Origin of the sequence: Palleronia salina, from assembly GCF_900141995.1 — a bacterium.
In the GTDB taxonomy this organism is placed as follows: Bacteria; Pseudomonadota; Alphaproteobacteria; order Rhodobacterales; family Rhodobacteraceae; genus Palleronia; species Palleronia salina.
Genome location: NZ_FQZA01000001.1, coordinates 402,921 through 429,044, shown reverse-complemented (window position 1 = coordinate 429,044; position 26,124 = coordinate 402,921). Strand labels below are relative to the sequence as shown.

General features: G+C 69.9%; 29 protein-coding genes. 16 read left to right on the top strand and 13 right to left on the bottom strand.

All coding sequences use genetic code 11. The features are described 5' to 3' along the window. Window positions 1-154 precede the first annotated feature (154 nt). The 7 genes from BUB76_RS02095 (at window position 155) to BUB76_RS02065 (ending at window position 6,324) form a co-directional block, all read left to right on the top strand. Window positions 155-871, top strand: a complete 717-nt coding sequence (locus BUB76_RS02095; RefSeq protein WP_073126144.1) for a 50S ribosomal protein L21 — start codon at window positions 155-157, stop codon at window positions 869-871. 13 nt (window positions 872-884) lie between these two features. Next, window positions 885-1,154: a 50S ribosomal protein L27 gene (gene rpmA, locus BUB76_RS02090; RefSeq protein ID WP_073126142.1), complete on the top strand. Its 270-nt coding sequence runs from the start codon at window positions 885-887 to the stop codon at window positions 1,152-1,154. 91 nt (window positions 1,155-1,245) lie between these two features. After that, a complete protein-coding gene (locus tag BUB76_RS02085) occupies window positions 1,246-1,854 on the top strand; it encodes a GNAT family N-acetyltransferase (protein ID WP_084140497.1) in 609 nt (202 codons plus the stop codon). A gap of 4 nt (window positions 1,855-1,858) precedes the next feature. Further along, window positions 1,859-2,905 carry a GNAT family N-acetyltransferase gene (locus tag BUB76_RS02080; protein WP_073126140.1) on the top strand — a complete coding sequence of 349 codons (1,047 nt, stop codon included), beginning with the start codon at window positions 1,859-1,861 and terminating at the stop codon, window positions 2,903-2,905. After that, the gene (gene obgE / locus BUB76_RS02075) at window positions 2,902-3,939 is read left to right on the top strand and encodes a GTPase ObgE (protein ID WP_073126139.1); all 1,038 of its coding nucleotides are present in this window, start codon (window positions 2,902-2,904) and stop codon (window positions 3,937-3,939) included. The genes BUB76_RS02080 and obgE overlap by 4 nt, the downstream gene beginning before the upstream one ends. Further along, window positions 3,927-5,045 carry a glutamate 5-kinase gene (gene proB / locus BUB76_RS02070; protein ID WP_073126137.1) on the top strand — a complete coding sequence of 373 codons (1,119 nt, stop codon included), beginning with the start codon at window positions 3,927-3,929 and terminating at the stop codon, window positions 5,043-5,045. Before obgE ends, proB begins: the two co-directional genes overlap by 13 nt. 13 nt (window positions 5,046-5,058) lie before the next feature. Continuing rightward, the gene (locus BUB76_RS02065; protein WP_073126134.1) at window positions 5,059-6,324 is read left to right on the top strand and encodes a glutamate-5-semialdehyde dehydrogenase; all 1,266 of its coding nucleotides are present in this window, start codon (window positions 5,059-5,061) and stop codon (window positions 6,322-6,324) included. 254 nt (window positions 6,325-6,578) lie between these two features. Here the strand turns inward: BUB76_RS02065 and BUB76_RS02060 are convergent, their stop codons facing one another. Next, window positions 6,579-7,175 carry a histidine phosphotransferase family protein gene (locus tag BUB76_RS02060; protein WP_073126132.1) on the bottom strand — a complete coding sequence of 199 codons (597 nt, stop codon included), beginning with the start codon at window positions 7,173-7,175 and terminating at the stop codon, window positions 6,579-6,581. A 45-nt stretch (window positions 7,176-7,220) separates the two neighbouring features. Between BUB76_RS02060 and BUB76_RS02055 the strand changes: the two genes are divergently transcribed. From BUB76_RS02055 to olsA, 3 genes are all read left to right on the top strand, one after another. After that, entirely contained in the window at window positions 7,221-7,394 is a 174-nt protein-coding gene (locus tag BUB76_RS02055; RefSeq protein ID WP_373280044.1) for a DUF3553 domain-containing protein, read from the top strand. Between the two features lie 156 nt (window positions 7,395-7,550). Beyond that, window positions 7,551-8,315 carry an L-ornithine N(alpha)-acyltransferase gene (olsB, locus tag BUB76_RS02050; RefSeq protein ID WP_236737835.1) on the top strand — a complete coding sequence of 255 codons (765 nt, stop codon included), beginning with the start codon at window positions 7,551-7,553 and terminating at the stop codon, window positions 8,313-8,315. Next, window positions 8,312-9,130 (top strand): lyso-ornithine lipid O-acyltransferase, encoded by an 819-nt coding sequence (olsA, locus tag BUB76_RS02045; RefSeq protein ID WP_073126125.1) that lies wholly within the window; start codon window positions 8,312-8,314, stop codon window positions 9,128-9,130. The genes olsB and olsA overlap by 4 nt, the downstream gene beginning before the upstream one ends. Here the strand turns inward: olsA and BUB76_RS02040 are convergent. Continuing rightward, complete coding sequence (locus BUB76_RS02040; protein ID WP_073126122.1) at window positions 9,122-9,736, bottom strand: thiamine phosphate synthase; 615 nt, start codon at window positions 9,734-9,736, stop codon at window positions 9,122-9,124. The two genes, olsA and BUB76_RS02040, sit on opposite strands and share 9 nt — an antisense overlap. 99 nt (window positions 9,737-9,835) lie before the next feature. On the opposite strand from BUB76_RS02040, the gene BUB76_RS02035 reads away from it, so the two are divergent. Genes BUB76_RS02035 through BUB76_RS02025 form a run of 3 tightly spaced genes read left to right on the top strand, consistent with a single transcriptional unit; the run spans window position 9,836 to window position 13,253 of the window. Further along, window positions 9,836-10,582: an RNA methyltransferase gene (locus tag BUB76_RS02035; protein ID WP_073126529.1), complete on the top strand. Its 747-nt coding sequence runs from the start codon at window positions 9,836-9,838 to the stop codon at window positions 10,580-10,582. A gap of 56 nt (window positions 10,583-10,638) precedes the next feature. Next, the gene (gene ctaA / locus BUB76_RS02030) at window positions 10,639-11,787 is read left to right on the top strand and encodes a heme A synthase (protein ID WP_073126120.1); all 1,149 of its coding nucleotides are present in this window, start codon (window positions 10,639-10,641) and stop codon (window positions 11,785-11,787) included. Continuing rightward, on the top strand, window positions 11,784-13,253 hold the full coding sequence (locus BUB76_RS02025) for a carboxypeptidase M32 (RefSeq protein ID WP_073126117.1): 1,470 nt from the start codon (window positions 11,784-11,786) through the stop codon (window positions 13,251-13,253). The genes ctaA and BUB76_RS02025 overlap by 4 nt, the downstream gene beginning before the upstream one ends. Here BUB76_RS02025 and BUB76_RS02020 read toward each other — a convergent pair. The 5 genes from BUB76_RS02020 to BUB76_RS17540 form a co-directional block, all read right to left on the bottom strand. After that, the gene (locus BUB76_RS02020) at window positions 13,241-14,002 is read right to left on the bottom strand and encodes a glycerophosphodiester phosphodiesterase family protein (protein ID WP_073126115.1); all 762 of its coding nucleotides are present in this window, start codon (window positions 14,000-14,002) and stop codon (window positions 13,241-13,243) included. The genes BUB76_RS02025 and BUB76_RS02020 overlap by 13 nt on opposite strands. Continuing rightward, complete coding sequence (locus tag BUB76_RS02015) at window positions 13,999-15,291, bottom strand: HlyC/CorC family transporter (RefSeq protein ID WP_073126113.1); 1,293 nt, start codon at window positions 15,289-15,291, stop codon at window positions 13,999-14,001. The genes BUB76_RS02020 and BUB76_RS02015 overlap by 4 nt, the downstream gene beginning before the upstream one ends. A 73-nt stretch (window positions 15,292-15,364) precedes the next feature. Further along, window positions 15,365-16,291, bottom strand: coding sequence for a tyrosine recombinase (locus BUB76_RS02010; protein ID WP_073126111.1), 927 nt, complete (start codon window positions 16,289-16,291; stop codon window positions 15,365-15,367). Beyond that, window positions 16,288-17,796: a hypothetical protein gene (locus BUB76_RS02005; protein WP_073126108.1), complete on the bottom strand. Its 1,509-nt coding sequence runs from the start codon at window positions 17,794-17,796 to the stop codon at window positions 16,288-16,290. The genes BUB76_RS02010 and BUB76_RS02005 overlap by 4 nt, the downstream gene beginning before the upstream one ends. Then, entirely contained in the window at window positions 17,786-18,031 is a 246-nt protein-coding gene (locus BUB76_RS17540; protein ID WP_139250749.1) for a hypothetical protein, read from the bottom strand. The genes BUB76_RS02005 and BUB76_RS17540 overlap by 11 nt, the downstream gene beginning before the upstream one ends. A 23-nt stretch (window positions 18,032-18,054) precedes the next feature. Between BUB76_RS17540 and BUB76_RS02000 the strand changes: the two genes are divergently transcribed. Further along, window positions 18,055-18,609, top strand: coding sequence for a shikimate kinase (locus BUB76_RS02000; protein WP_073126106.1), 555 nt, complete (start codon window positions 18,055-18,057; stop codon window positions 18,607-18,609). Then, on the top strand, window positions 18,606-19,718 hold the full coding sequence (gene aroB, locus BUB76_RS01995; protein WP_073126104.1) for a 3-dehydroquinate synthase: 1,113 nt from the start codon (window positions 18,606-18,608) through the stop codon (window positions 19,716-19,718). The genes BUB76_RS02000 and aroB overlap by 4 nt, the downstream gene beginning before the upstream one ends. Here aroB and BUB76_RS01990 read toward each other — a convergent pair. Together BUB76_RS01990 and ssb are read right to left on the bottom strand one after the other, a co-directional pair. After that, window positions 19,715-20,311 carry a LysE family translocator gene (locus BUB76_RS01990; RefSeq protein WP_073126102.1) on the bottom strand — a complete coding sequence of 199 codons (597 nt, stop codon included), beginning with the start codon at window positions 20,309-20,311 and terminating at the stop codon, window positions 19,715-19,717. The two genes, aroB and BUB76_RS01990, sit on opposite strands and share 4 nt — an antisense overlap. A gap of 79 nt (window positions 20,312-20,390) precedes the next feature. Beyond that, a complete protein-coding gene (gene ssb / locus BUB76_RS01985) occupies window positions 20,391-20,906 on the bottom strand; it encodes a single-stranded DNA-binding protein (RefSeq protein WP_073126099.1) in 516 nt (171 codons plus the stop codon). Between the two features lie 159 nt (window positions 20,907-21,065). Between ssb and BUB76_RS01980 the strand changes: the two genes are divergently transcribed. Beyond that, complete coding sequence (locus BUB76_RS01980; RefSeq protein ID WP_073126526.1) at window positions 21,066-21,665, top strand: lytic transglycosylase domain-containing protein; 600 nt, start codon at window positions 21,066-21,068, stop codon at window positions 21,663-21,665. Here BUB76_RS01980 and BUB76_RS01975 read toward each other — a convergent pair. The 4 genes from BUB76_RS01975 to miaA all read right to left on the bottom strand — a co-directional run bounded on the left by BUB76_RS01975 (window position 21,662) and on the right by miaA (window position 26,119). Further along, on the bottom strand, window positions 21,662-22,501 hold the full coding sequence (locus BUB76_RS01975) for a DUF1206 domain-containing protein (RefSeq protein ID WP_073126098.1): 840 nt from the start codon (window positions 22,499-22,501) through the stop codon (window positions 21,662-21,664). The two genes, BUB76_RS01980 and BUB76_RS01975, sit on opposite strands and share 4 nt — an antisense overlap. A gap of 60 nt (window positions 22,502-22,561) precedes the next feature. Next, window positions 22,562-24,226: an ABC transporter substrate-binding protein gene (locus BUB76_RS01970; protein WP_073126096.1), complete on the bottom strand. Its 1,665-nt coding sequence runs from the start codon at window positions 24,224-24,226 to the stop codon at window positions 22,562-22,564. A gap of 114 nt (window positions 24,227-24,340) precedes the next feature. Further along, a complete protein-coding gene (locus BUB76_RS01965) occupies window positions 24,341-25,144 on the bottom strand; it encodes a helix-turn-helix transcriptional regulator (protein ID WP_073126094.1) in 804 nt (267 codons plus the stop codon). Between the two features lie 87 nt (window positions 25,145-25,231). Further along, window positions 25,232-26,119: a tRNA (adenosine(37)-N6)-dimethylallyltransferase MiaA gene (gene miaA / locus BUB76_RS01960; RefSeq protein WP_073126092.1), complete on the bottom strand. Its 888-nt coding sequence runs from the start codon at window positions 26,117-26,119 to the stop codon at window positions 25,232-25,234. Window positions 26,120-26,124 lie beyond the last annotated feature (5 nt).

Here is a 26,124-nt window from a genome sequence, read left to right as displayed (position 1 = left end):
TGGATACACCGCCGACCTGATCCCGGCGCGAGTCGGTGTCGGGTTTTACATATTTATGACGCTCCGATCGCGGGGCGCGCTGTCCGAGGCGGGGCTGCCCCCGAAAACACCGCAGGCGCGGGGCCACAGGACGCGGAAGACAAAGGAAGACGACATGTTCGCGGTTCTGAAAACCGGCGGCAAGCAATACAAGGTCCAGTCGGGCGACGTCCTGCGCGTGGAAAAGCTTGCGGCGAATGCTGGCGAAAAAGTCCAGTTCAACGACATCCTGATGGTCGGCGGCACGGTCGGCACCCCCCTGGTGGAAGGTGCGGGCGTCCAGGCCGAGGTCATCGAACAGATCAAGGGCGACAAGGTCATCCACTTCGTCAAGCGCCGCCGTAAGCACGGCAGCAAGCGCACGAAGGGCCACCGCCAGCAGCTGACCCTGCTGCGCATCGGCGACATCCTTGAATCGGGCGCCGACAAGACCGGCGTGAAGGAAGCCATCGGCGCGGGCATCGCGGGCTTCACCGGCGTCGCGGCGGACAAGGGCGACTACGTCCAGAACCGCACCGGCCAGTCCGAGATGAAGAAGCGCGCGGCCACCGGCCAGGCGGCCGAGAAGGTTGCCGCCAAGACCGACGCGGGTGACACCGACGCCACCGCGAAGCCGGGCAACCTGCTGACCGAACCGCGGGACGGCAAGGCGGATGACCTGAAGACGCTGAACGGCGTGGGCCCGGCCATGGAGAAGAAGATGAACGCCGCCGGCGTCTATCACTTCGACCAGATGACCGCGTGGTCCGAGGCCGAAATCGGCTACGTGGCCGACCAGATCGGTGCCGGCGCCAAGCTGGCCGATTGGGTCGCCGAAGCGAAGAACCAGTAAGGAGTAACGACAGATGGCACACAAGAAAGCAGGCGGTTCCAGCCGCAACGGTCGCGACTCTGCCGGACGCCGCCTTGGCGTGAAGCTGTTCGGCGGCCAGGAAGCCGTCGCCGGCAACATCATCGTGCGTCAGCGCGGCACCAAGTGGTGGCCGGGCGAAGGCGTGGGCCTGGGCCGCGATCACACGATCTTCGCGACCGTCGATGGCCGCGTGACCTTCCACAAGGGCCTGAAGGGTCGCACCTTCATTTCGGTCCTGCCCGAGGCCGAAGCGGCCGAGTAAACCGGCACCGCGCCCGATCGAACAAGGGACCGGCCGGTTCGGCCGGTCCTTTTCGTTTTTCCGGGCGGCGCTTTGGGAGGAGCCCGATGCCATGGACCGCAAAGCCAACGTCATCACCCGGGCCGTGCCGGACCCGGGCGGCCTGTCCGCCCCGCAATGCAAGGCGCGCGACGCGATGATCGACCAGCCTACCTACCGCACCGAGCGGCTGATCCTGCGCCCGGTCGAGATCGGCGATACCGGCCTGCTGGAGCTGCACCGCGCCGATCTGCGTGTCGCGCGGGCCACCCAGACCATACCGCACCCGCTGCCCCCCGGCGCGACCGAGGCGTTGGTGCGCCAGGCGCAGCACCCGGACCGGACCGAGGATGTCTGGATCATCGACGCGAGCCCCATGGGCCAGTCCCATGTCTCGGGCGTCGTGCGGCTGAAGCGGTTGGACCGGGCGCAGTCGAACCTGTTCTACTGGGTCGCCCCGCCGGCCTGGGGCGCCCATATCGCGTCCGAGGCCATCGCCGCGATCCTCGAGGGCAACCCGCACCAGGCCACGGCCCTGTTCGCCGAGGTGTTCCAGGACAACCCGGCCTCGGCGCGGGTGCTGACCAATGCCGGGTTCGAGTGGCTGGGCGACGCCGAGACCTACTCGGTCGCGCGGGGCGCGATGGTTCCGACCTGGACCTATTCCCGCCGGATGGTCTGACGCGGTGGCGGGGGTCGCGCGCAGCCTTCGCACCGCGCGGCTGACCTTGCGCCCGCCCACGCCGGAAGATGCGCCCGCCATCGCCGCCTCGATGGGCAATTACGACGTGGTGCGCTGGCTGGCCGCGCCACCCTATCCTTACGACCGCGCGGATGCCGAGCGGTTCATCGCCGAAACGCGCGCGGGCAGCGCGCCGGTCTGGGCCATCGACGACGCCGACGGGCTGTGCGGCCTGATCGGGGTGGACCCGGATTTGGGCTATTGGCTGGACCGCCGGGCCTGGGGACGGGGATACGCGACCGAGGCGGGGGACGCGGTGATCGACGCCTGGTTCGCGGGCAGCGGCGCGCACGCGCTGCGCGCCAGCCACATGCAGGGCAACGACCGGTCCCGCGCGGCGCTGCTGCGCATGGGGTTCCGTGACGACGGCCCGCGCGAGATCTGGTCGACGCCGCTGTCGCAGATGATGCCGGCCCGCGAGCTGGTGATGTCGCGGACGGACTGGGCGGCGTCGCGCCGGTATCGCCTGCGGACCCTGCGCCTGCGCCTGCGCGAGCTGCGGGACGGTGACGTGCCCGCGTTGGCCCGGATCGGCGGCGACGCGCGCGTTGCGCCGATGATCTTGGGCGCCACGTCGCCCTGGCCCGAGGCCGCGGCGCACCGCTGGGTGCAGGCGTGGAAATATCGCGGGCGGCCGGGCTTTCGCGCGGCCATCTGCACGCGGCTGGGGCGGCTGATCGGCACGATCATGGTCGCGCCCAACGACACCGCGGGCGAGGGCACGACAGCGTGGTTCATCGACCCCGACTACTGGGGGCGGGGGCTGTGCACCGAAGCGGCGGGCGCGTTCCTGCCCGACGTGATGGACCGCTTCGGGCTCAAGACCCTGGTGGCGGACCACTTCGCCGACAACCCGGCCTCGGGCGCGGTGATGCGCAAGCTGGGGTTCCAGCAAACAGGGCAGGGCCTGGGCCGCTCCTCCGCGCGGCTTGAGCCTGCGCCCGTCATCCTCTATCGCCTCGAGCGAGCAACCCTGAAGGTCTCCCCATGAAATTTCTCGATCTGGCCAAGGTGCATATCCGCTCGGGCAGCGGCGGGGGCGGTGCGATCTCGTTCCGGCGCGAGAAGTACATCGAATTCGGCGGCCCCGACGGCGGCGATGGCGGCCGGGGCGGTGACGTGGTGGTCGAGGTGGTCGACGGGCTGAACACCCTGATCGACTTCCGCTACCAGCAGCATTTCTTCGCCAAGAACGGCCAGCAGGGCATGGGCAAGCAGCGCACCGGCGCCGATGGCGACGACATCGTGCTGCGCGTGCCGGTGGGCACCGAGATCCTGGACGAGGACGAGGAGACCGTCATCGCCGACCTGACCGAGGTGGGCCAGCGGCTCGTGCTGGCGCGCGGCGGCAATGGCGGCTGGGGCAACCTGCATTTCAAGTCCTCCACCAACCAGGCGCCGCGCCGCGCCAATCCCGGCCAGCCGGGGGTCGAGCGCACGGTGTGGCTGCGGCTGAAGCTGATCGCGGATGCAGGCCTTCTCGGGCTGCCCAACGCGGGCAAGTCGACTTTCCTCGCCGCGACCAGCAACGCCCGGCCGAAGATCGCCGATTACCCCTTCACCACGCTGCACCCCAACCTGGGCGTCGTGGGCGTGGACGGTGCCGAGTTCGTGATGGCCGACATCCCCGGCCTGATCGCCGGCGCGCACGAGGGGCGGGGCATCGGTGACCGCTTCCTGGGCCATGTCGAGCGCTGCTCGGTCCTTTTGCACCTGGTCGACGCCACCGCCGAGGATCCGGCCGCGGATTACCGCACGATCATCGACGAGCTCGAGGCCTATGGCGGCGTCCTGGCCGAGAAACCGCGTATCACCGCGCTGAATAAGATCGACGCGCTGGACGAAGAAGAGCGCGCTGCCGCGAAGAAATCTCTCGAAGCGGTTGCGGACGGTCCGCTTTGGCTTATGTCGGGCGTCTCCGGCGAGGGTCTGACCGAGGTGTTGCGCGCCGTGCGCGCCGAGATTTCGGACGACAAGCTGCGCCGGTCCGACGCAAACGACAAGGACGACACATGGCAACCCTGACCCCCTCACTCCGGGACGCAGAGCGACTGGTGATCAAGATCGGCTCGGCCCTTCTGGTCGATCGCGGGGATGGAACGCTGCGGCTGCCATGGCTTCTGGGCCTGGCCGAGGACGTGGCCGAACTGAAGGCCAACGGCACCGAGGTGCTGCTGGTCTCGTCCGGGTCGGTCGCGCTGGGGCGCGGTGTGCTGGGGCTGGGCAACGGGCCCTTGCCGCTGGAGCAGGCGCAGGCCGCCGCGGCGGTGGGCCAGATCCGGCTGGCCCGCGCCTACCAGGAGGCGTTGTCGCCCCATGGCGTGACCACCGCGCAGGTGCTGCTGACGCTGGAGGACACCGCGAACCGCCGCCGGTACCTCAACGCGCAGGCGACCATGGGCACGCTTCTGAAGATGGGCGTCATGCCCATCGTCAACGAGAACGACACCATCGCCACCGACGGGATCCGCTTCGGCGACAACGACCGCCTGGCCGCGCAGATCGCCGTGACCGTGGGCGCCGACCAGCTGGTGCTGCTGTCGGACGTGGACGGGCTTTACACGGCCAACCCACAGAAGGACCCGAACGCCGAGCACCTGCCGCTGGTCGAGGAAATCACCCCCGAGATCGCCGCCATGGCGGGCGAGGCCGCGTCGCACCTGTCGAAGGGCGGGATGCGCACCAAGCTGATCGCCGCGCGCACGGCCATGGGCGCGGGCTGCGCCATGGCCATCGCGCAAGGCGACCAGTCGCACGCGTTGCGCAAGCTGGCCGATGGCGGCCGGTGCACCTGGTTCCGCTCGAAAACCACGCCGCAGGCGGCCTACAAGGCCTGGATCTCGGCCATGAAGTCGGTGGGCGAGATCACCATCGACGACGGCGCGGTCAAGGCGCTAAGATCCGGCAACTCGCTGCTGCCGGCGGGGGTTATCCGCGTCACCGGCACGTTCGAGCGGGGCGACAGCGTCACCATCGTCGACAGCAAGGGCGCCCACCTGGGCTATGGCCTGACACGTTACAACGCGGACGAGGCGCGCACGATTGCGGGCGCCCGGTCCGAGAAGATCGCCGACCTGCTGGGCTATCCCGGCCGCGCGGCGCTTATCCACCGCGACGACATGGTCGTCTGAAGGAGGACGAAAGATGAAAGATACCGACGATATCGCGGCCCTGATGGCCGACATGGGATCGCGCGCCCGCGCGGCGGCCAAGCAACTGGCCATCGCGCCCGCCGAGACCAAGACCCGCGCGCTGAACGCCGCGGCCGACCGGCTGGAAGCGGCCGAGGCCGAGATCGTGGCCGCCAACGCCCAGGACATGGAGTTCGGCCGCGAGAAGGGCCTGAGCCCCGCCATGCTGGACCGGCTTATGCTGGACGGCGACCGCATCAAGGCGATCGCGGGCAGCCTGCGCGCCATCGCGGCGCAGGATGACCCGGTGGGCGCGACGCTGGACAGCTGGGACATGCCCTCGGGCCTTGCCATCGAGCGGGTGCGCACGCCCATCGGTGTCATCGGCGTGATCTACGAATCGCGCCCCAACGTGACGGCGGATGCCGGCGCGCTGTGCCTGAAATCCGGCAACGCGGTGATCCTGCGCGGCGGGTCCGAATCGCTGCATTCCTCGCGCGCGATCCATGCCTGCATCGTGCAGGGCCTGGCCGACGCGGGCCTGCCCGAGGACGCCGTCCAGCTGGTCCCCACCCGCGACCGGGCCGCCGTCAGCGAGATGCTGGCCATGACCGACTATATCGACGTGATCGTGCCCCGTGGCGGCAAGGGCCTTGTTGGACTTGTCCAGCGCGAGGCCCGCGTGCCGGTCTTCGCCCATCTCGAAGGCATCGTGCATATCTACATCGACAAGGATGCCGACCCCGAGGCCGCGCTGAAGGTCGTGCTGAACGCAAAGACCCGGCGCACCGGGATCTGCGGCGCGGCGGAATGCCTGCTGATCCACCGTGACGTGCTGAAGACCGTGGGGCAGGGCGTGGTCCGCGCGCTGCTGGATGCCGGTGTCGAGGTGCGCGGCGATGCCGACGTGGCCGCCATCGACGGCGTGGTCGCGGCGGGCGAGGATGACTGGGGGCGCGAGTTCCTGGACAAGATCATCGCCGCCCGCGTGGTCGACGATATCGACGGCGCCATGGCCCATATCTCGCGCTACGGCTCGGACCACACGGATTGCATCATCACCGACGATGCCGATACAGCCGCGCGGTTCCTGAACGAGGTCGACAGCGCCATCGTCATGCACAACGCCTCGACCCAGTTCGCCGACGGGGGCGAGTTCGGCATGGGCGCCGAGATCGGGATCGCCACCGGGCGGCTGCACGCCCGCGGCCCGGTGGGCGCCGAGCAGCTGACCAGCTTCAAGTACAAGGTGCGCGGCACTGGCAACACGCGCGGCTGAGGCATTCGGCAGATCGGGGCGGCGACTCAGGTGCCGTCCCGACCCGTTTCATGAACCCAAGGCGGTTCGCTTTGCCGGCCGGAGGCGAATTTTCCCGCTTCGGAGCCGTCTTTACCGTCTGACCCCCATGATCTTGGCTTGCCCTGAGGCTTCGGAACCCGCCGCAGCATCGCGCCGCGGCATAGTTAGATCCGACCCGCTCAGCCATCCGGACGAGGCGTCGCGTGAAGGCAGCGTCGCCGCGCCTGAGCGGCTCACACAGCGATGTCGATCCGCCCATCCTCGACCACGGTGTCGATCCTGCGCCCGGTTTCGGCGGCGGCAAGCCGCGCCAGGGGGAACTGGATCTCGGACGCTTGCGGGACCTCGGCCCCGTCGGTGTGGAGCTGGCGCCAGAGCGCGGGATCGTGGCGCATCCGCTCGGCCCTGGCGCGCAGCACGATGCGGGCGCCCGAGGGTTCGATCTGGACATCGCCGCCATAGGGCAGCGCGGTTTCCAGGCAGAGAAGCAGCAGGAAGATCAGCCGGGCATCGTCGCGCGCCATGTCGGTGATCGGGTCCCAGCCGATGGTCAGCTGCCGGGCCTGCCCCATGGGCCGCAGGATCGACGCGATCTCGCCCGCGCTGATCCGCTGATCGGGATTGCCGGCGCCGAAGGCCACGCGGAACAGGCGGATGCGGGCATTCGCGTTCTCGACGCTTTCGCTGATCAGCGACAATTCGGCGCTGTCGGCGGCGCCCGACATCTGCAACAACTCGACACCATTGCCGATGGCGCCCAGCGGCGAGATCAGGTCGTGGCAGATGCGCGACCCCAGAAGGGCGCTGAGCTTGGAGGTGTTCATGGTCATGGACGCCCCGCGCGAAGGACGGAAGGAAGGTGACGCGTGTCCGGAATGAATGCCCTGCTCGAGCCCGGGATGCTCGTCCGCCACCCCACGCAGCCCGACTGGGGCTTGGGGCAGGTCCAATCGAATATCGGCGGGATCGTCACGGTCATGTTCCAGCACGAGGGGAAAGTGGTCGTCGACGGCAAGCGCATCGACCTGATCCCCGTTTTCGACGAGTAGCGCGGAGCGCCACGTCATTAGCGCACGGGGAGGTTAACGGAGTGTCAACACAAGCGGCCCGCCGTGTAAACCCGGGCGGCCGCGCGGGCGCGCCTTGCCAAGCGCGAGGGGTCCGCCTAGACCCGTGGCGCCCCGACAACCAAGATGGCGCAGACGATGCCCGAGCCCCTTTTTGAGCTGTCCCTGGCCAGCGGCCCGGATGACCTCGCGAAGGCCCAGCGGCTGCGCTATGCCGTGTTCGTCGAGGAACTGGGCGGCGATGGCCCGCTGGTCGATCACGCCGCCCGGCGCGAGGCCGACCGGTTCGACCCCTATTTCGATCACCTGATTCTGCGCGACCGCAATCGCCCCGGCGACGATGACGTGGTGGGCGTCTACCGCGTCTTGCGTTGCGAGGCGGCGCGCGGGGCGGGCGGGTTCTACAGCGCCGATGAATATGACTTGTCGCCGCTGCTGGACTCGGGGCGCCGGCTGATGGAGCTCGGCCGTTCCTGCATCCATCGCGATTACCGGGGGGGGATGGCGATGTTCCAGCTCTGGACCGGGCTGGCCGATTACGTCCGACGGCACGAGATCGACATCCTGTTCGGCGTGGCCAGCTTCCACGGCACCGACCCGGACGCGCTGGCCGCGCCGCTGTCGATCCTGCACCACCGCCACCTGGCCCCGCCCGAGCTGCGCGTAACGGCCCGCCCGCCCGGCGCGGTGGCCATGGATCGCGTGCCCGAGGCCCAGATTGACCGCGCGGCCGCCATGCGCGCGGTGCCGCCGCTCATCAAGGCCTACCTGCGGCTGGGCGGCTTCGTGGGGCAGGGCGCGTTCGTCGATCGTGACTTCAACACGACGGATGTGTGCCTGGTCATCGACACCGAGCGGATGAACGCCGCGCAGGCCGCGCGCTACACCGGCCCGCGCCCGTGAGCGGCTGGGACAACGCACCTTACCCCGACCATCCGCCCTTCACCTGGGGCGACCGGCTGCGCATCGCGGCGCGCATCCTGCCGCTGGCGCTGCTGGTGTTCGGTGGCCTTATCCTGCTGCTGACGGTGCGGCTGGTGGAGCGTCCTTTGTCCGGCGCGTCGCGGCCGGTATCACCCAGGATCACGCAAGGGGTGTGCCGGGGGGCGGTGTGGCTCTGCGGGCTGGACTGGCGGTCCGAGGGTCGAATGATGGATCGCCCCGGCGCGCTGGTGGCGAACCACGCGTCCTGGCTGGACATCTTCGTGCTGAATGCCGCCGGGCCGCTCTACTTCGTGTCGAAAGCCGAGGTGGCCGACTGGCCCGGCATCGGCTGGCTGGCGCGGGCCACGGGCACGGTGTTCATCCGGCGCGACCGGCGCGCGGCGGCGGCGCAGCGCGATACCTTCGTGGGCCGTCTGCGAAACGGACACAGGTTGCTGTTCTTCCCCGAAGGCACATCGACCGACGGGCGCAGGGTTTTACCGTTCAAGACAACGCTTTTCGCCGCGTTCTTCACAGATGACATGAAGGCGCGGATGGCGATCCAGCCGGTCAGCGTCCGCTACTCCGCGCCCGAGGACCAGCCGCCCGAGTTCTACGGCTGGTGGGGCGACATGGAGTTCGGGCTGCACCTGCTGCGGGTGCTGTCGGCCCGCCATCGCGGCGCGGTGCGGGTGGATTTCCACGCCCCGCTCGGCGTCGCCGACTTTCCCGACCGCAAGGCGCTGGCCCGCGCGGCCGAGGTGGCCGTGCGCGGGGACCGGCCCTCAGAATAGGGCGTGAAGCTGGGCGAGCCGGGCGGCGGGGTCGTCGGCCGACCAGACTTCTTCGCCGAGCGCGATGAAATCGCTCACCGGGCTCAGCGCCGCGATGCGATCTTCGGACAATCCGCCCTCGGCCACGACGGGCAGCTCGATCATCTCGGACCACCAGGCGAACAGATCGTCGTCGGCCAACGTGCCCTCGGCCGGCGCCGCGCCGCCCACGGGGCCGAAACTGACGTAATCGGCGCCCGCTTCGCCCGAGTTCATCCCGTCGTGGCGCGAGGCGCCGCAGAAGGCGCCGACGATTGCGTCCGCACCCAGCGTCTTGCGCGCGGCCCGAACGTGACGCGCACCGCCCGACAGGTGCACCCCGTCAACGCCGGCGCGCTGCGCGATCTCGGTCGCGTCACGCAGGACAAGTGCCACGTCGCGCGGCTCGGTCACCGCGCGGGCGGCGTCGCAGGCGCGCAGCAGCGTGTCGGCATCGCGCGACGTCAGGTCCAGCCGCAAACAGGCCACCGGCGCGGCGTCGAGCAGTCGGGCGAGGTCCTCGGGGAACGTCTCGGGCGTGATCTGCGGCGGCGAAATCAGGTAAAGCTGCGGGGCGTCGTCGCTCATCGCGCGGTCTCCTTGGGGCGGTTCAGGCGGCCTTCTAGCGTGGCCGGACGGGATTGACCACGCTTGCCCGTCACCGCCCGGGACCCTATCAGCACCGCCATGGAACAGCCCGCCGACACCCCGCCCGCCATGATCCTGGTCCGCCCGCAGATGGGCGAGAATATCGGCGCCGCCGCGCGCGCGATGCTGAATTTCGGGTTCACCGACATGCGGCTTGTCGCGCCGCGCGACGGCTGGCCCAACCCCAGGGCCGAGGCGCTGGCCTCGGGCGCCGTGGCCGTGCTCGAAGGGGCGAAGGTCGCGCCGACGCTGCCCGAGGCGGCCGGGGATTGCAGCTTCACCTTCGCCACGACCGCCCGCAGCCGCGAGCTGACCAAGCCCGTCTTCACACCCGAAGAGGCCGTGGCCGAGGCGCGGGCGCGCATGGCGGCGGGCGAGCGCATCGGCTTCATCTTCGGGCCCGAGCGTGCGGGACTGGAAAATGACGACGTGGCACAGGCCAACGCCATCGTCACGGTCCCGGTGAACCCGGCCTTCGCGTCGCTGAACCTGGCGCAATGCGTGCTGCTGGTGGCCTACGAGTGGCGCCGGCAGGCCGATCTGCCGCCGCCCGCGCCCGAGCGCGCCGCCGAGCCGCCGGCCACCGCGCTCGAGGTCGAGCGGTGGGCCGAGCATCTGAACGACCGGCTGGACGACGCGGGCTTCTTCTTCCCGCCCGAGAAGGCACCGCACATGCGGCGGAGCCTGCGCAACCTGTGGAGCCGGATGCCGCTGCAGAAGGCCGATGTACAGCTTCTGCACGGCGCGCTGCGGCAATTGGTGCGGGGCCGGTCCCAGGGGGGCTGACTTGCGGGGCAGGGGCGGCGGGCATAGGGTCTGCGCGAGCGAAAGACGGGGGATACATGGCCACCAAGCGGTCCATTTTCGAAGAGGTCGATAGCGGCGGAAAGCCGGCCGAGGCGCCCAGGGGCGGCATGATCGACGCACGGCCCCGCGGCGCGCGCCGCGCGGTGCGGATCTGGCTGATGATCCTTTTCGCGCTGGTCGTGGTGATGATCGCCGTGGGTGGCCTCACCCGCCTGACCGACAGCGGATTGTCGATCACCGAGTGGGCGCCCGTGACCGGGGCGATCCCGCCGATGAACGAGGCCGCGTGGCAGGCCGAGTTCGACAAGTACCGCGCCATTCCCGAGTACCAGTTGCAGAACAAGGGCATGACCCTGGAGGAGTTCCAGTTCATCTACTGGTGGGAATGGGGCCACCGGCAGCTGGGCCGGCTGATCGGGCTGGTCTGGGCCCTGGGCTTCGTGGGCTTTCTCGTCACCCGCAACATCCCGCCGGGCTGGACCGGGCGGCTGATCGGCATCGGCGCGCTTGGCGGGCTGCAGGGCGCCATCGGCTGGTGGATGGTGAGTTCCGGCCTGACCGGGACCGCGCTGGATGTCGCGTCCTACCGGCTGGCCACGCATCTGGGCCTGGCCTTCGTGATCCTCGGCCTCATCGCGTGGTGGACCTTCAGCCTCGGCCGGCCAGACGCGCAGCTGATGCAGGCGCGCCGGTCGCGCGAGGCGGGGCTGATGCGGCTCGGTGGCTGGCTGGTCGGGCTGACCTTCCTGCAGATCATCCTGGGCGCCCTGGTCGCGGGGATCGACGCGGGACGGGGCTATACCGACTGGCCGTTGATGGCGGGCGGCTTCTTCCCGCCCTATCCGTTCGACATCCAGCCGGTCTGGCGCAACTTCTTCGAGAATGACGGCTTGGTGCAGTTCATGCACCGGATGAGCGGTTATGTCCTGCTGGCCTTCGGCATCTTCGTGTTCCTGCGCGCCCGCCGGTCGCCGTTCACCGCCACGCGGGGGGCCTTCGGCGCGATGCTGGGGATGATGTTCGTGCAGATGCTTCTGGGCATCGTGACGGTCGTGCATGCCGCGCCCTGGCACCTGGCGATCCTGCACCAGTTCGGTGCCGTGGTCCTTTGGGTTCTGGTCCTGCGCGCCCGCCACCAGACGGCCTATCCGCGCGCCCAGTCCGTGCGGGGCGCCACCGCATGAGCGCCTATGACGAGCTGATGGCGTTCCAGCGCGACACCCACGCGCTGGCCGAGGTCACGGGCCGCCTGGGCTGGGACCAGGAGACGGTGATGCCGCGCGGCGCGGCCGAGCAGCGGGCCGAGGAGATGGGCGTGCTGTCGGCGATGCTGCACGACCGCCGGACCGATCCCCGCGTGGGCGACTGGCTTGCGGCGGCCGAGCCCGCCGACGACATGCAGGCGGCGCAGCTTCGCGAGATCCGGCGCGGCTTCGACAAGGCGCGCATGGTGCCGGGCAAGCTCGCCTCGGAAATCGCGCGGGTGACCAGCACGGCGCAGGGCGTCTGGGCCGAGGCGCGGGCGACGGACGACCCCAAGCCGTTCCTGCCGATTCTCGATCGGGTCGTGGCGCTGAAACGGGACGAGGCGCAGGCGCTGGCCGACGGGGGCGACCCCTACGACGCGCTGCTGGACGATTACGAGCCGGGGGCCACGGCGGCCACCCTGTCGGCCATGTTCGACGCGCTGCGCCCCCGGCTTGTCGCCTTGCGCGACGCCGCGATGGACAGCGCCGTGCAGCCCGCGGCTCTGACGGGCCGCTTCGACCCCGAGGCGCAGTTCCACCTGTCGCGCGAGCTGGCCGGGGCGTTCGGCTACGATTTCACCCGCGGGCGCATCGACCGCGCGGTGCATCCCTTCAGTTCGGGCTCGGGCGACGACGTGCGGATCACCACCCGCACGGTCGAGACCGATCCGTTCAACTGCCTGTATTCCACGATCCACGAGGTCGGCCACGCCACCTACGAGCAGAATATCGACCGCGCCTACCTTATGACCCCGCTGGGCGGGGGCGTGTCCATGGGCGTCCACGAAAGCCAGAGCCGGATCTACGAGAACCAGCTGGGCCGGTCGCGGCCCTTCACCGGTTGGCTGCACGGTCGCATGGCCGAGGTGTTCGGGGATCCGGGCCTCGACGCCGATGCCTTCTACGGCGCGGTGAACCGGCTGCATCGCGGCTTCATCCGGACCGAGGCGGACGAGGTGCAGTACAACCTGCACGTCCTGCTGCGCTTCGACCTGGAGCGTGCGCTGATCGCCGGCGACCTGGCGGTGGGCGACCTGGAAGGCGCGTGGAACGACCGGTTCGCGGCCGATTTCGGCTACCCGGTCGACCGGCCGTCCAACGGGTTCCTGCAGGACGTGCACTGGTCGGTGGGGCTGTTCGGCTACTTCGCCACCTACACGCTGGGCAATGTCTACGCGGGATGCCTGAACGCTGCCATGCGGGCGGCGGTGCCGGACCTGGACGATCACCTGGCGCAAGGCGACACGGCGCCCGCGACAACCTGGCTGCGGGAAAACGTCCAGCGGCACGGCGGGCTTTACGCGCCGCGCGAATTGATCACCCGCGCCTGCGGCACCGCGCCAAGCGAGGCGCCGCTGCTGGACTACCTGGAAACGAAGTTCGGGGCGCTCTACGCGCTCTGACCCCAGGCGCCACGCTCGGTCATCACGTCGCGCAGCACCTTGGGCTGGTCGGTCATCACGCCGTCCACGCCCATGTCGAACAGGGCGTGCATCTGGTCGGGCGCGTCGATGGTCCAGACATGCACCTGGCTGCCGCGCCGGTGGGCCGCCTGGATCAGCCGGGGCGTGACCACGGCGATCCCGTTCCAGTGGGTGGGCACCTGCAACGCCGGCGCGAACCGCACGGGCAGGCGCAGGCGCGCGGCGAACCACGCCTTGGCGACCCCGCCCATGGCCGGCGACCAGCAGAGCTCGGGCCCAAAGCGCAGGCGCAGCGCGTCGGTGCGGGCCTGCACGAAAGACGCCGCGCAGACCCGGTCCTGCGCCCGCGCGGCGGCGATGGCGTCGCCCATGGGGCGTACGGCATCGTCGGTCTTGGCGTCGAGGTTCAGCCGCAGCCGGGGGAAGGCGCGAAAGACCTCGTCCAGCCGGGCGACACGGCCGCCGCCCGCAAGCTCCAGCCCCGACAGCGTGTGCCAGTCCAGGTCCGCGATGCGGCCCTTGCGGCCCAGCAGGCGGTCGGTGGTGTCGTCGTGGAACAGCACCGGCACGCCGTCGGACGTGGCCTGGATGTCCGTTTCCACGTGGGTGAAGCCCATGCCGACGGCGCGCTCGACCGCCTCGAAGCTGTTCTCGGCGTGGCGTTCGGCGGCGCCGCGATGGGCGAAGGCGATGGGGCCGGGGGCGTCGAGATAGGCGTAATGACTCACGTCAGAGGCCGGATCTTCAGCTTGGTGATGCGGTTGTCCTGCCGCTCGATCACCTCGAAGCGGAAATCGTGGAAGCTGAACACCTGGCCCTGCGTCGGGATCGTCTGCGCCTCGTGGATGACGAGGCCGGCGATGGTGTTGGCCTCTTCGTCGGGCAGCGACCAGTCGGCGGCGCGGTTCAGGTCGCGGATCGTCATGCCGCCGTCGATGATGTAATCGCCGTCCTCGGTGCGCTTCAGCGGCTGGTCTTCCTCGAGGTCGAATTCGTCCGTGATCTCGCCCACGATCTCTTCCAGGATATCCTCGAGCGTCACGAGGCCCTGCAATGTGCCGTATTCGTCCACCACCAACGCGAAATGGGTGTGCAGATGCAGGAACTGGCGCATCTGGTCTTCGAGCGTGGTGGTCTCAGGCGTGAAATACGCCTCCATCGCGACCTCGGTGATCTCGAACCCGTCGAAGGCATTGTCGGCGCCGTTGGCCGCGATCCGGCGGGCGTAAAGCGCGCGCAGCAGGTCCTTGGCGTGGACGACGCCCAGGATGTTCTCGTGCTTGTCGCGGTAGATCGGCAGCCGGGTGTGCGGGCTGTCGAGACATTGCTGCAGGATCTCGGAGGCCGGGCGGTCGGCATCCACCATCTCGATCTTCGAGCGGTGGAGCATGATTTCCTCGACCGTGCGCTCGCTCAGGTCCAGCGCGCCCAGGATGCGGTCGCGTTCTTCCTTTTCCACCGCGCCCTCGGAGTGGCCCAGGTTCAGGGCGCCCTCGATCTCTTCGCGGATGGCGAGGATGTGGCTGTCGGGGTCGGTCTGCACGCCGAACAGCCGCAGGATCCCGCGCACGAGCATGCGCACCGCGCCGACCACCGGCGCGAACAGCTTGACCACGATCTTGATCGGCGCCGACACGGTCGCGGCGGCGGACTCGGCGTTGGTGATGGCGTAGGTCTTTGGCAGCACCTCGGCGAAGATCAGCACCAGCAGCGTCATGATGAGCGTCGCCAGCGCCACGCCGCTGTCGCCGAACAGCCGCGTGAAGAGCGCGGTGGCCAGCGACGTGGCGAGGATGTTCACCAGGTTGTTGCCCAGCAGCACCGAGCCGATCAGACGCTCGTTGTCCTCGGTGATCTCGAGCGCGCGTTGCGCGCCCTTGCTGCCCCGATCGGCCTGGGACCGTAGCTTGCCGCGCGAGGCGGCCGTGAGCGCGGTCTCCGAGCCGGAGAAGAAGCCCGAGCAGACCAGCAGGCCAAGGATCGACAGCGAGGTGATCCAGAAAGCGGCGTCATACATGGGGCGGGGTCTTTACCGATTTGGCCAATGTCAGGGGCGTGAACTCAGGTTATGGGGCGGGGATGCGCCCGCTTCAACCCTTGGGCGCCGCAAGCGGGTGATGATCCAGCACCAATTCCTGCAACCGGGCGTCGAGAATGTGGGTGTAGATCTCGGTCGTGGCCACGTCGGCGTGGCCCAGCAATGTCTGGATCGCCATCAGGTCGGCGCCGCCCGCCAGAAGATGCGTGGCGAAGGCGTGGCGCAGGGTGTGCGGCGTCACCTTGGCCGGATCGACCCCGGCCGTGACCGCCAGTTCCTTGATCAGGACGTAGAACCGGTGCCGCGTCAGGTGGCCCGATTTCCCCCGTGACGGGAACAGGAAGACCGAGGCCTTGGCGCCCTTGGCGACCGCGTCGGCATCGGCGGTATCGCGCACCGACAGCCACGCCGACAGCGCGGCGCGCGCCGGTTCCGACAGCGGCACCATCCGTTCGCGCCCGCCCTTGCCCCGGATCAGCAGCATGCGCGGATCGCCCCGCGCGGCGCTGACCGGCAGGCCGACAAGCTCGGATACGCGCATCCCCGTGGCGTAGAGCAGCTCGGTCAGGCAGGTGTTGCGCAGCCGGTCGGCGGTGGAGCGTCCGGTGCGGCGCGCGGCATCCAGCAGGCGCTCGACCTCGTCGACCTCCAGCGTCTTCGGCAGGCGGCGCGCGCGTCCCGGTCCCTTGATCTGGATCGCGGGGTGATCGTCGCGCCAGCCCTCCTCGACGGCGAAGCGGAAGAACTGCTTGATCGCCGACAGCCGCCGCGCGCGCGTGGCCACCGAAAGGCCCTGGGCGTCGCAATGCACCAGGTAATCCTCGATCTGGCCGCGCTGCGCCTGGGTCAGCCGCGTGTCGTCCAGCCAGTCGGCGAAGTGCTGCAGGTCGCGCGCATAGGCCAGCTGCGTGTTTGTGGCCGCGTCCAGCTCGGCGGCCTGCGCGTCGAGGAAGGTGGCGATGTCGCTGGCGTCACTCATGCATCGGGTCCCAGTATGGCAAGTTCTATGGCCGCGCGGCGGGCCGCGTCGTGGAAGCCCGCGGCCACGAGGGTGGCAAGGCCCTGGCGGATGGCGTCCAGGTTGCCCTCGGCCCCGTCATCCAGCAGGGCGGCGGCGTCGATGGCGGCGGAGGCGCGGCGCCCCTCGGCGATGGAGCGTGCGGCCCGGGCCGGCGGGGCCGTCACCCGAAGACCGTCCGCGATCGCGGCTTCCAGCGGGGATTGGGCGGGCAAGGGGGCATCGCCGCCCTCGACCAAGGCGGCGACGAATGGCAGCAGCGGCGTGGTCGCGGGCGCGCCGGTCAGGGCGGACAGTTGCGCGGCAATGTCGCGAGCGGGTCCGGTCAGGGGCAGGCGGCCCAGGTCGTCGGCATAGCGCGCGGCAAGCGCGTGGGTCAGCCCCGCCGCCTGCATCGCGTTCCACACCTGCGGCATCAGCGCGCTGACCCGGGCGGGTTCCGCCGCCTCGACGGCCGCGTCGAGCTGCTGCGCCAGGTCCACCCGGTCCCACAACGCGCCCGAGGCGGCCGGAGCCCGCTCGCCGTAGATCTGCCACAGCCGGTCGGCCGTGATGGCGCCGCGCCGGGCCAGCCGTTCGGCGGCGTCGAGCCGCAGCTTCCAGCCGGTGATCGGCCTCAGGTCGGCATGGGCGAAGGCCAGCGGCAGGGCAGGGGTGCGCAGCGGCTCGCCCACAGCGGCCAGGATCGCGAAGTCCAGCGGCGAGGGCGAAACCGGCGGGGGCAGCATCAGCGGATCGGCCAGTTCGTCCAGGAACAGGCGCAGACGCTCGGCCTCGGCGGCGGTGATGACATCGAGGCTGCGCGCCGTCTCGAGCGTCAGCTCCGCCGCGCGCCAGTCGCCGCCGCGCGCCAGGCAGAAGATGCGCGCGGGGTAGGTGGGCGTGATCTGCGGCAGCCGCCGCATGGCCGAACAGCCCGCGTTCTCCTGCCCGGTCAGCAGCGCGATGTCGAACCAGCGCCGGAACGACCGCGGCCGGTCGCGCCCCGCGAGATCGAGCATGGATCGCGCGGTATCGAGCTGGCCCAGCCCCATCAGCGCGTCGACCCGTTCGAGGAACAGTGCCTCGTCCGCGTCGTCGGCACCGCTGCGTCCCGGGTCGGCGGCCAACAGGTCGTGCAGCAGACGTTGGCTGGCGGCGAGGGTGGCCGGGCGGATGGCGTCAAGCTCCGGCTCGGCCCCCGTTGCCCACAGCTCGGACGGCAGCCCGCGCGAGGCGGGCGAGAACAGGCCAAGGGCCGCGGGCGGCGCGTCGGGGCCATCCAGCGGACGGACCGTCACCCGGCCGGGCAGCGCGTTCGACGCCACCGGCGGCTCGGCCGCATCGGGGGCCACGGGGCGCGGCAGCGCGGCGGGCAGGGTCACGGAATCCGACAGCCACCCGATGGCCGACAACGGCACACGGTCTTGCGCCGCGGCGGCCACGGGAAAGGCGCAGGCCATGAGAAGGACGCGGCTATTGACCATCCAGTGTGACGGGAACCGATTGTTGCGACTGATCGGGCGACATGTCGCCCAGATAGGCGTAACCCACAAGCCCGATGAAGCCGAGGATCAGAAGGAAAATCAGTGCCTTGAAAAGTCTGAACAAAAGCTGTGCCCCTTGCTGATCCTGCCCCGGCCCGCGGCGTTCTGAGCGCCGATTGCCGCTTTTATAACTGGTCTTTTCGGCAGTTTCACGCCATTCAAGGCCGGATTGCAACAATATGAGCGGGGGAACGCCGTTTGAGCCGCACCTTGCAGAAAACCGTCGCGCTCGTGGGCATGATGGGCGCGGGAAAAACCGCCGTCGGCACGGCCATGGCCCGCCTCCTGGATGCCCCCTTCGTCGATTCGGATGCCGAGATCGTCAGCGCCGCGAACCTGTCGATTCCCGAGATCTTCGATCGCTACGGCGAGCCCTATTTCCGCGAGAAGGAAAGCCAGGTCCTGTCGCGCCTGCTGGACGGGACGCCATCGGTCCTGTCCACGGGCGGCGGGGCGTTCCTGGCCGAGCGCAATCGCCAGATGATCGCCGCGCGGGGCATTGCCGTGTGGCTGCGCGCCGATCTCGAACTCCTCTGGTCCCGCGTGCGCCACAAGGACACCCGCCCCCTGCTGCGCACGCCCGACCCGAAAGCCACGCTGAGCGAGCTTTGCGCCAAGCGCGAGCCGGCCTATTCCCAAGCCGGCGTCATCGTCGATGCCGACGGGCGGCTGAGCATCGAGCAGATGGCACAGAAGGTCATCGCGGCACTGTCGGTGCATGGCGGGGTGCTGGGCGCGGAGGTCGAGCTGTGAGCGGCGGCGTCGTTCACGTGGACCTTGGCGCGCGGTCCTACGACGTGCGGATCGGTCCGGGGCTGATCGGTCAGGCGGGCGCGCTGGTCGCGCCGCTGCTCAGCCGCCCGCGCGTGGTGGTCGTCACCGACGAGACGGTCGCGGCGCATCATCTCGCGCCGCTGCAAGCCGCGCTGATGGACGCGGGCATCGCCTCCGAGGCTTTGACGCTGCCGCCGGGGGAGGCCACGAAGAGCTGGGCCCGCCTGCAGGAGGTCGTGGAATGGCTGCTGGCCCAGAAGGTCGAGCGGCGGGACGTGGTCATCGCGCTCGGCGGTGGGGTCATCGGTGACCTGGTGGGCTTCGCCGCCGCGATCCTGCGGCGCGGCGTGCGCTTCGTTCAGGTGCCCACGTCGCTGCTGGCGCAGGTCGACAGCTCGGTCGGCGGCAAGACCGGCATCAACTCGCCCGCCGGCAAGAACCTGGTGGGCGCGTTTCACCAGCCGAGCCTGGTCCTGGCCGATACGGATGTGCTGGACACGCTGACGCCGCGCGATTTCCGGGCCGGCTACGGCGAGGTCGCGAAATACGGCCTGCTGGGCGACGCGGAGTTCTTCCGGTGGCTCGAGGCGAACGGCCCCGCGCTGGCCGCCGGGGACGGCGCGCTGCGGGCGCAGGCCGTGCAGCGATCCGTGCAGATGAAGGCCGATATCGTCATGCGCGACGAGACCGAGCAGGGCGACCGCGCGCTTCTGAACCTGGGCCACACCTTCTGCCACGCGCTCGAGGCGGCGACCGGCTATTCCGACCGGCTTCTGCATGGCGAGGGCGTGGCCATCGGCTGCGCGCTGGCGTTCGACCTGTCCGCGCGGCTGGGGCTGTGCAGCCAGGAAGAGCCCAGCCGCGTGCGCGCGCATCTCGAGGCCATGGGCATGAAGCGGTCGCTGGACGACATCCCGGGCGCGCTGCCGCCGTCGCAGGCGTTGCTGGACCTGATGGGCCAGGACAAGAAGGTGGTGGACGGCGTCCCGCGATTCATCCTCGCACGCGGGATCGGCCAGGCCTTCGTCACCGCCGATGTCCCGGCCGAGGCCGTTCTGGCCACGCTCGACGCGGCCCGCGCGGCCTAGGCCAGCAACATCCACAGGGCCACGCCGGCCAGCAGCACCGCGAAGCCGGTGTTCAGCCGCGCCGCGTCCTGTTCATCGGCAAAGCGGGCGGCCAGCGCGTCGCCGGCCCATGTCCACGCCAGGAAGGCCAGCAGGTTGTTGAGGGTGAAGACCGTGGCGATCAGCAGGACCGGGGCCAGGGTTCCTGTCGCGTCGGTCCCGAGGAACTGCGTGAACATCAGCGCGATGATGACATAGGCCTTGGGGTTCAGAAGCAGCAGCACCGCGCCATCCACGAACCCCGCCGGGCGCGCGGCTCGGTCGCTGTCGTGGCGCCCCGCGCGGGCCAGCCGCCAGGCCAGCCACAGCACGTAGGCCGCCCCGGCGGTTTTCAGCGCGGCGAAGATCTGCGGGTGCCGCGCCGTGGCAGCGAGGAATCCCATACCGATGGCCGCCGTCACGATCCAGGTGGCGAGGTGATAGCCCGCGTTGGCGGGGAGCGTGGCCCGAAGGCCGAATCGCGCGCCGTTGGCTGCGAAGAACAGGTTCCCGGGCCCCGGGCTGTAGGCCAGGGGCGCGAGGAAGAGGATCAGGGCGAATGCGGTCTGCACCATGGCCAAGCCTTTCGAGAAGCCTGGCCCATGGATCGGTCACCGGGCCGCGCGGGGCGACCCGGATCCTGCGCAATGGCGATCAGAACGGGATTTCGTCGTCCATGTCGCTGGCGGGCGGGCCGCCATAGCCGCCACCCGAACCGCCGCGGCCGCCGCCGCCCGACCCGCCGCCGTAGCCGTCGTCGCGGTCGTCGGAGTATCCGCCGCCGCCACCGCCGTAGTTGCCGCCACCGCCGCCGCCGTCACGGCCGTCGAGCATGGTCAGTTCGGACTTGTAGGGGCGCAGTACGACCTCGGTGGAATAGCGGTCCTGGCCCGACTGGTCCTGCCATTTGCGGGTTTCCAGCTGGCCCTCGATATACACCTTCGAGCCCTTCTTCAGGTATTGCTCGGCCACGCGGGCCAGGGGCTCGGAGAAGATGGCGACGGAATGCCACTCGGTCCGCTCGCGCCGTTCGCCGGTATTGCGGTCCTTCCAGTTCTCGGACGTGGCGATGCGCAGGTTGCAGACCTTGCCACCGTTGCTGAACGTCCTGACCTCGGGGTCGCGGCCCAGATTGCCGATCAGGATGACCTTGTTCACGGAACCCGCCATTGGGGTGCCTCCCTTTTTGTCTTGCGTGTGATGTGTCGGCGCTGCGCTCCGCTATATCCGTCAAAGCCGCCCGCCAGCAACCCGCCCATGGCCCGGGACTTCCCGAATCGCCACTTCGGGTTATAGTCGGCGGCAACAGGGACAGGGATGGGGGGCGCGATGCGACGCGCGATCTTCCTGGCGGGGCTGCTTTCCGCCGCGATGACCACCACCGCGTCTGCGGACGCGCTCAGCATGTCGTCCAAGAGCGGGCGGGCGCTGTTTCTCGACAAGCTGGACGTTCTGGATGGCCGCGCCTCGAGCCAGTATCGCGGGTCGGACAAGCTGAAGCCCAAGATCGCGAAGCCCGTGACCCGTGCGGGCGACATGCCTGTCCAGCGCTTCACCGGCAAGTATCGCGGCGAATACCTGCCCGTGGCACGGGCCAGCGCGCGCAAGCACGGCATCCCCGAGGACCTGTTCCTGCGCCTGGTCCAGCAGGAGTCCGGCTGGAACCCCAACGCGGTGTCGCACAAGGGCGCGATCGGTCTGGCGCAACTGATGCCGGGCACCGCGGCACGGCTGAAGGTCGATCCGCGCCGGCCGCGTCAGAACCTCGACGGCGGCGCGCGCTACCTGCGCCAGCAATACGACACGTTCAAGTCGTGGCGGCTGGCGCTCGCCGCCTACAACGCGGGGCCGGGCGCGGTGCAGAAGCACGGCGGCGTGCCGCCCTACCGCGAGACGATGAATTACGTGAAGATCATCCTGGGCGACTAGGCCGCCTTCTGCTTGAATTTGGCCTTCAGCGTGTCGAGGCTGCCATGGCTGGCCTTCGGCACGATCCGGTAGGCCGCGTTCACGGCACAGAACAACGCGAACCCCAGAAGCCCGACGCAGAGCAGGCCCACCAGCACGCGCCCGTAGGGCTGTCCGCTGAGCCAGTCGAAGGTCTTGCCGAGCCCGCCGGCCTCGCTGCCCGAGGCGGTCATGGCGGCGTAGACCAGGAAGCCGCCGATCACCGTCACCACGAAACCTTGCGAGGCGACGCCGCCGCGCAGGGCCGGGTCGAAGTTGCGCGTCACGGGATTGCCGATCAGGTGCGTGCGATATTCGCGGTTCCAGGCCTTTTTCAGGTAATAGAGGCCCGCGCCCACGGTCACGACGCCCGCCGCGCCGACCAGCAGGCGCCCGCCGGGCCAGCCCATCACGGTGTTGGCCGCCTGCGCGATGGTCGAGCCGCCGCCATCGCCCGAGGCCGTGAAGACCAGCAGCAGCGCGCCGATGCCGATGCCGAGGTGGATCAGGCCGGTGACGACCATGCCGATCCGGGCGATCAGCCCCTTGCCGTCGCTGCCGTAATCCTCTAGATCCCAGGCCGCGTCGATCAGGCGCCAGACCGCGTAGGACAGCATGCCCACGAAGATGGCCAGCAGGATCAGCGTGCCGTAGGCCGTCCGTTCCAGCGATTGCAGCGCGGTCATCGTGCCCTCGGCCTGCCCCCCGCGGCTGACGGCCCAGAGCGAGAAGCCCGCGACCACGAGATAGACAAGGGCGCGGCCGGAATAGCCTGCGCGCATGATGGGGATGGACCAGTCGAGATCGTTCTGCGCCATTGCCGCGTCCTTTCGCCGGAGATGACGGTCCAACGGCGCAGGCGGTCGTCTGTTCCGCGATCAGGCGTCGTCGGTGAAGGCCAGCTTGTAGGGATGGATCTCGAAGGCCACGTGCATGTCGGCGCCGACCACGCCTTCGACGTGGTGACGGAAGAGCGACCGCCAGTAGGGCTGGATGATCACGCCCTCTTCCTGGAGGATGCCCTGCAGAGTGCGCATGCTGGCGCGGCGCTGGTCCGCGTCGCCGATGCCCAGCGCGTCGTTCAGCGTCTCGTCGAACGCGGCGTTCGAGAAGCCGGTCTCGTTCCACGGCTCGCCCGAGCGATAGGCGAGCGCCATGACCTGAACCCCCAGCGGACGGTGGTTCCAGTTGGTCGAGGAAAACGCCCACTGGTCCCATTTCGGCAGGTAGCTGGCGGCGGGCAGCACCGTGCGTTTCACCGGGATACCCGCATCGCGCAACTGTGCCGCAACCGCGTCGGTGGTGGTGCGGCGCCAGTCGTCGTCGATCGACACCAGCTCGTGTTCGAACGCGGCCAGCCCGGCCTCGGCCATCATCTCGCGCGCGCGGGCGGGGTCGGGACCCAGCTGGGGCAGCTCGGCGTATTCGGGGTGCACCGGGGCTACGTGGTGGTTCTCGGCCACCGCGCCGCGCCCGCCGTAGCCCAGCTCGAGGATGACATCGTTGTCGACGGCCAGCTGCAGCGCCCGGCGCACGGTGCGGTCGGAATAGGGGCGGCGGCCGTCGACCTCGGCCAGCTGGTTGGGACGGATGACGATGGTGGCGGCGGTCAGGATCTCGGATTTCCGCAGGCCGATATCGTCCATGATGCCGATAAATTCGCCGACCGATTCGTAGTTCATGTCGATCTCGCCCGCCTCGAAGGCGCGCAGCCAGTTCAGCGGATCGGTGCCGTAATCGATAAACTCGATCCGGTCGAGGAACGGGCCGCCGTAGATCTCGGTGCCCCACCACGGCCGCGAGGTGTCGCGTTCCAGCACGGCGCGTTCGCCCGGAAGATGCTCGGCGATGCGGAAGGGACCGGTGCCGATGGCGGTCTCCGTCTCCTCGGGGTCATAGCTTTCGTGGACGATGGCGGCGGGGTAATCCGCCATGCCCGGGATCAGTGTGATGTCGGGACGCCGCAGGCGCAGGGTGACGGTCAGGTCATCCGTGACCTCGGCCGCGCCGTCGATGAGCTTGCCCGTCCCCTCGTCGATCAGAGTGGCCATGCGCCCGGCCATGGAGTTGCCAGGGACCGAGCGGTCGCACCAACGCTCGATATTGCGGACCACGTCGGCGGCGGTGAACGGGTCGCCGTTCGACCACGTGATGCCGGGCCGCAGGTTCAGGACGATCCGGGTGGCGTCGTCCGAGACTTCCCATCCCGACAGCAGCATGCCGCGGAAGCTGCCGTCGTTGTTGTACTCGATCAGGTATTCGAGGGTTCCCCGGGTCAGGTTGGCGATGGGCGACCAGTCGTAGGTGCGGGTGTCCTTCAATGGCCGCACCTCCTGCTGGATGCGCAGCGTGCCGCCCTGCCGGACATGCCCGGCGGCCCGGGCGAGGCCGGGCGCCCCGATCAGGCCCAGCGCGGTGGGCGCCGACAGACCCAGCGCGGTGGCGCGTGACAGAAATTCGCGCCGGCCGAGCAGGCCGTGCCGATGCTCGGCCGCAAGCGTGCGGGCGAAGGGATGCAGGCGGCGGGGCCGGTTCTTGTTCATCGTGCCGTTCCTTTCCTGCGCGGGCTTCACAGAATGACGCCGCCGGACCGATCAGGTTCCGCACGCAACGCGACGACGGGCCGGTGCCGGGACCACCCGGGGCGGCGCGGCCGGCTACCCGCCGCGGCGGAAGGCGCTTGGCGTCTGGCCCGTGCGCTGCTGGAAGGCGCGGGTGAAATAGGCGGCCGAGCGGAAGCCCAGCGCCTGCGCCACGTCCTTCACCGGCAGCGACGTTTCCCGCAGCAGGCGCCGCGCCTCGTAATGCAGCCTGTCCTGCAGCAGGGCCGAGGCCGGGCGTCCCGACGCGGCCTTGCAGGCGCGGCTGAGATGGGTGGGCGTGATGCCCAGCTGCGCGGCGTATTCCGCCACGGTGCGGCCCCGGCGGAAGTCGCGTTCGAGCAGGGCGGTGAACGCGGCGGCCAGGCGGCCGGCGCTGCCTCCGGGCTCGGCGCCCTCCTGCCAGTCCGGGCCGGCCTGTCGTTCGAGCCACAGAAGCATCAGGCCCGCGTGGTGCAGCAGCGCACGGTCGGACGCCTGTGCCCCGCGGTCGAGCTCGCGCTGGATATTGTCGACCTGAAGGTTCAGCTCGGCCTGGAGCGTCGCGTCCCGCAGGCGCAAGTGGATCGCGGTCTCGGGTACGTCGAGCGAGGGGTCGGGCCGCAGGAAGATGGCGCTGCCGGCCACCTGTCCCAGCGTGTCGAAGCCGTGCATCGTGCCGGGCGGCAGGAGAACCGCGTTGTGCGGGCCATAGCCGTGGGTCGCCCCCTGGATCGTGATCCGGCCCTGTCCGCGGGTGAACCAGTACAGCACCGGCTGGGCATAGCTGCGCATGGCCTCGGTCCGCCAGCGCCCGCCCTTGGCGATCTGTTGCAGGGGCGTGATGCGATATCCGGGTGTGGCGATCCCTGTTTCCAGCATGGCGGCGATGTCTCCGGGTTGGCAGCGGATGGCGAGACGGTAACCCAGCCCGGCCCGCGGTCAAAGAAAAACCGCGCGCCGTTTCGATCATGTCGACAATGGCACGCCGCGCCAGCCGCGCATCCGCTTGGCGAACCATGTCCTCTGGCGCTTGGCGTATTGGCGCGTGGCGATCACCGCCGCGTCGCGGGCCTGCTCCAGCGGGATCCCGTCGCGCAGGTGGGCGGCCAGCTCGGGCGCGCTGATGGCCCGGTCGGCGGGGCGCGCCGGATCGAAATCGGGCAGGTTGGCGCGCATCTCGTCCAGCGCGCCCGCCTTGAGCATCGCGTCGAACCGCTGCTCGATCCGGGGGGTCAACACGGCGGGAGGAGCGTCCACGCGGAAGGCCACGCAACGGTCCAACGGCAGCAGGGGGGCGGGCGTGGCGTCCTGCCAGGCGGCAAGGCCCCGGCCGGTCGTCTCGAGCACCTCCCACGCGCGCTGCACGCGGGCGGGGTTGCGGGTGTCGATGCGCGCCCTGGTCTTGGGATCCAGCGCGTCCAGCAGCGCGGCCAAACCGTCCTCGGCCAGGATCGCGTCGGCCCGCGCGCGAATCCCGGGCGGCGTGGCGGGGATGTCGGCCAGCCCCTCGGTCAGCGCGGTGAAATAGAGCCCGGTGCCCCCGGTCACGATGGGCCGGATACCACCGTCGATCAGCGCCGCCACCTCGCGCAGCCAGTGGCCGACCGAGTAGTCCTGGGTAGCCGCGACGTGACCGTAAAGCGCGTGGGGGGCGCGGGCGGTCTCGGCCGCGTCGGGCCGGGCGGTGAGGATACGCCAGCGGCCATAGACCTGGAGCGCATCGGCATTGACCACCGTGCCGCCGGTCGCCTCGGCGATGGCGAGCGCGAGCGCCGACTTCCCGCTGGCCGTGGGACCCGCGATCAGCACCGGCGCGTCCCGGCCCGCTTCGCCCACCAGCCTGTCGATCTGCATTTTTC

What these genes read in the sequence shown, in the direction of transcription:
- ctaA (WP_073126120.1), top strand. Translation starts at nt 10,639, where the DNA reads ATGGCCACCAAGCGGTCCATTTTCGAAGAGGTCGATAGCGGCGGAAAG.
- BUB76_RS01970 (WP_073126096.1), bottom strand. Translation starts at nt 24,226, where the DNA reads ATGAACAAGAACCGGCCCCGCCGCCTGCATCCCTTCGCCCGCACGCTT.
- olsB (WP_236737835.1), top strand. Translation starts at nt 7,551, where the DNA reads ATGCCCGAGCCCCTTTTTGAGCTGTCCCTGGCCAGCGGCCCGGATGAC.
- BUB76_RS02095 (WP_073126144.1), top strand. Translation starts at nt 155, where the DNA reads ATGTTCGCGGTTCTGAAAACCGGCGGCAAGCAATACAAGGTCCAGTCG.
- BUB76_RS02055 (WP_373280044.1), top strand. Translation starts at nt 7,221, where the DNA reads ATGAATGCCCTGCTCGAGCCCGGGATGCTCGTCCGCCACCCCACGCAG.
- BUB76_RS02025 (WP_073126117.1), top strand. Translation starts at nt 11,784, where the DNA reads ATGAGCGCCTATGACGAGCTGATGGCGTTCCAGCGCGACACCCACGCG.
- BUB76_RS02010 (WP_073126111.1), bottom strand. Translation starts at nt 16,291, where the DNA reads ATGAGTGACGCCAGCGACATCGCCACCTTCCTCGACGCGCAGGCCGCC.
- obgE (WP_073126139.1), top strand. Translation starts at nt 2,902, where the DNA reads ATGAAATTTCTCGATCTGGCCAAGGTGCATATCCGCTCGGGCAGCGGC.
- BUB76_RS01975 (WP_073126098.1), bottom strand. Translation starts at nt 22,501, where the DNA reads ATGGCGCAGAACGATCTCGACTGGTCCATCCCCATCATGCGCGCAGGC.
- BUB76_RS02085 (WP_084140497.1), top strand. Translation starts at nt 1,246, where the DNA reads ATGGACCGCAAAGCCAACGTCATCACCCGGGCCGTGCCGGACCCGGGC.
- BUB76_RS01965 (WP_073126094.1), bottom strand. Translation starts at nt 25,144, where the DNA reads ATGCTGGAAACAGGGATCGCCACACCCGGATATCGCATCACGCCCCTG.
- BUB76_RS02065 (WP_073126134.1), top strand. Translation starts at nt 5,059, where the DNA reads ATGAAAGATACCGACGATATCGCGGCCCTGATGGCCGACATGGGATCG.
- BUB76_RS01980 (WP_073126526.1), top strand. Translation starts at nt 21,066, where the DNA reads ATGCGACGCGCGATCTTCCTGGCGGGGCTGCTTTCCGCCGCGATGACC.
- BUB76_RS02060 (WP_073126132.1), bottom strand. Translation starts at nt 7,175, where the DNA reads ATGACCATGAACACCTCCAAGCTCAGCGCCCTTCTGGGGTCGCGCATC.
- BUB76_RS02015 (WP_073126113.1), bottom strand. Translation starts at nt 15,291, where the DNA reads ATGTATGACGCCGCTTTCTGGATCACCTCGCTGTCGATCCTTGGCCTG.
- BUB76_RS02035 (WP_073126529.1), top strand. Translation starts at nt 9,836, where the DNA reads ATGGAACAGCCCGCCGACACCCCGCCCGCCATGATCCTGGTCCGCCCG.
- BUB76_RS02040 (WP_073126122.1), bottom strand. Translation starts at nt 9,736, where the DNA reads ATGAGCGACGACGCCCCGCAGCTTTACCTGATTTCGCCGCCGCAGATC.
- proB (WP_073126137.1), top strand. Translation starts at nt 3,927, where the DNA reads ATGGCAACCCTGACCCCCTCACTCCGGGACGCAGAGCGACTGGTGATC.
- miaA (WP_073126092.1), bottom strand. Translation starts at nt 26,119, where the DNA reads ATGCAGATCGACAGGCTGGTGGGCGAAGCGGGCCGGGACGCGCCGGTG.
- ssb (WP_073126099.1), bottom strand. Translation starts at nt 20,906, where the DNA reads ATGGCGGGTTCCGTGAACAAGGTCATCCTGATCGGCAATCTGGGCCGC.
- BUB76_RS02005 (WP_073126108.1), bottom strand. Translation starts at nt 17,796, where the DNA reads ATGGTCAATAGCCGCGTCCTTCTCATGGCCTGCGCCTTTCCCGTGGCC.
- rpmA (WP_073126142.1), top strand. Translation starts at nt 885, where the DNA reads ATGGCACACAAGAAAGCAGGCGGTTCCAGCCGCAACGGTCGCGACTCT.
- BUB76_RS01990 (WP_073126102.1), bottom strand. Translation starts at nt 20,311, where the DNA reads ATGGTGCAGACCGCATTCGCCCTGATCCTCTTCCTCGCGCCCCTGGCC.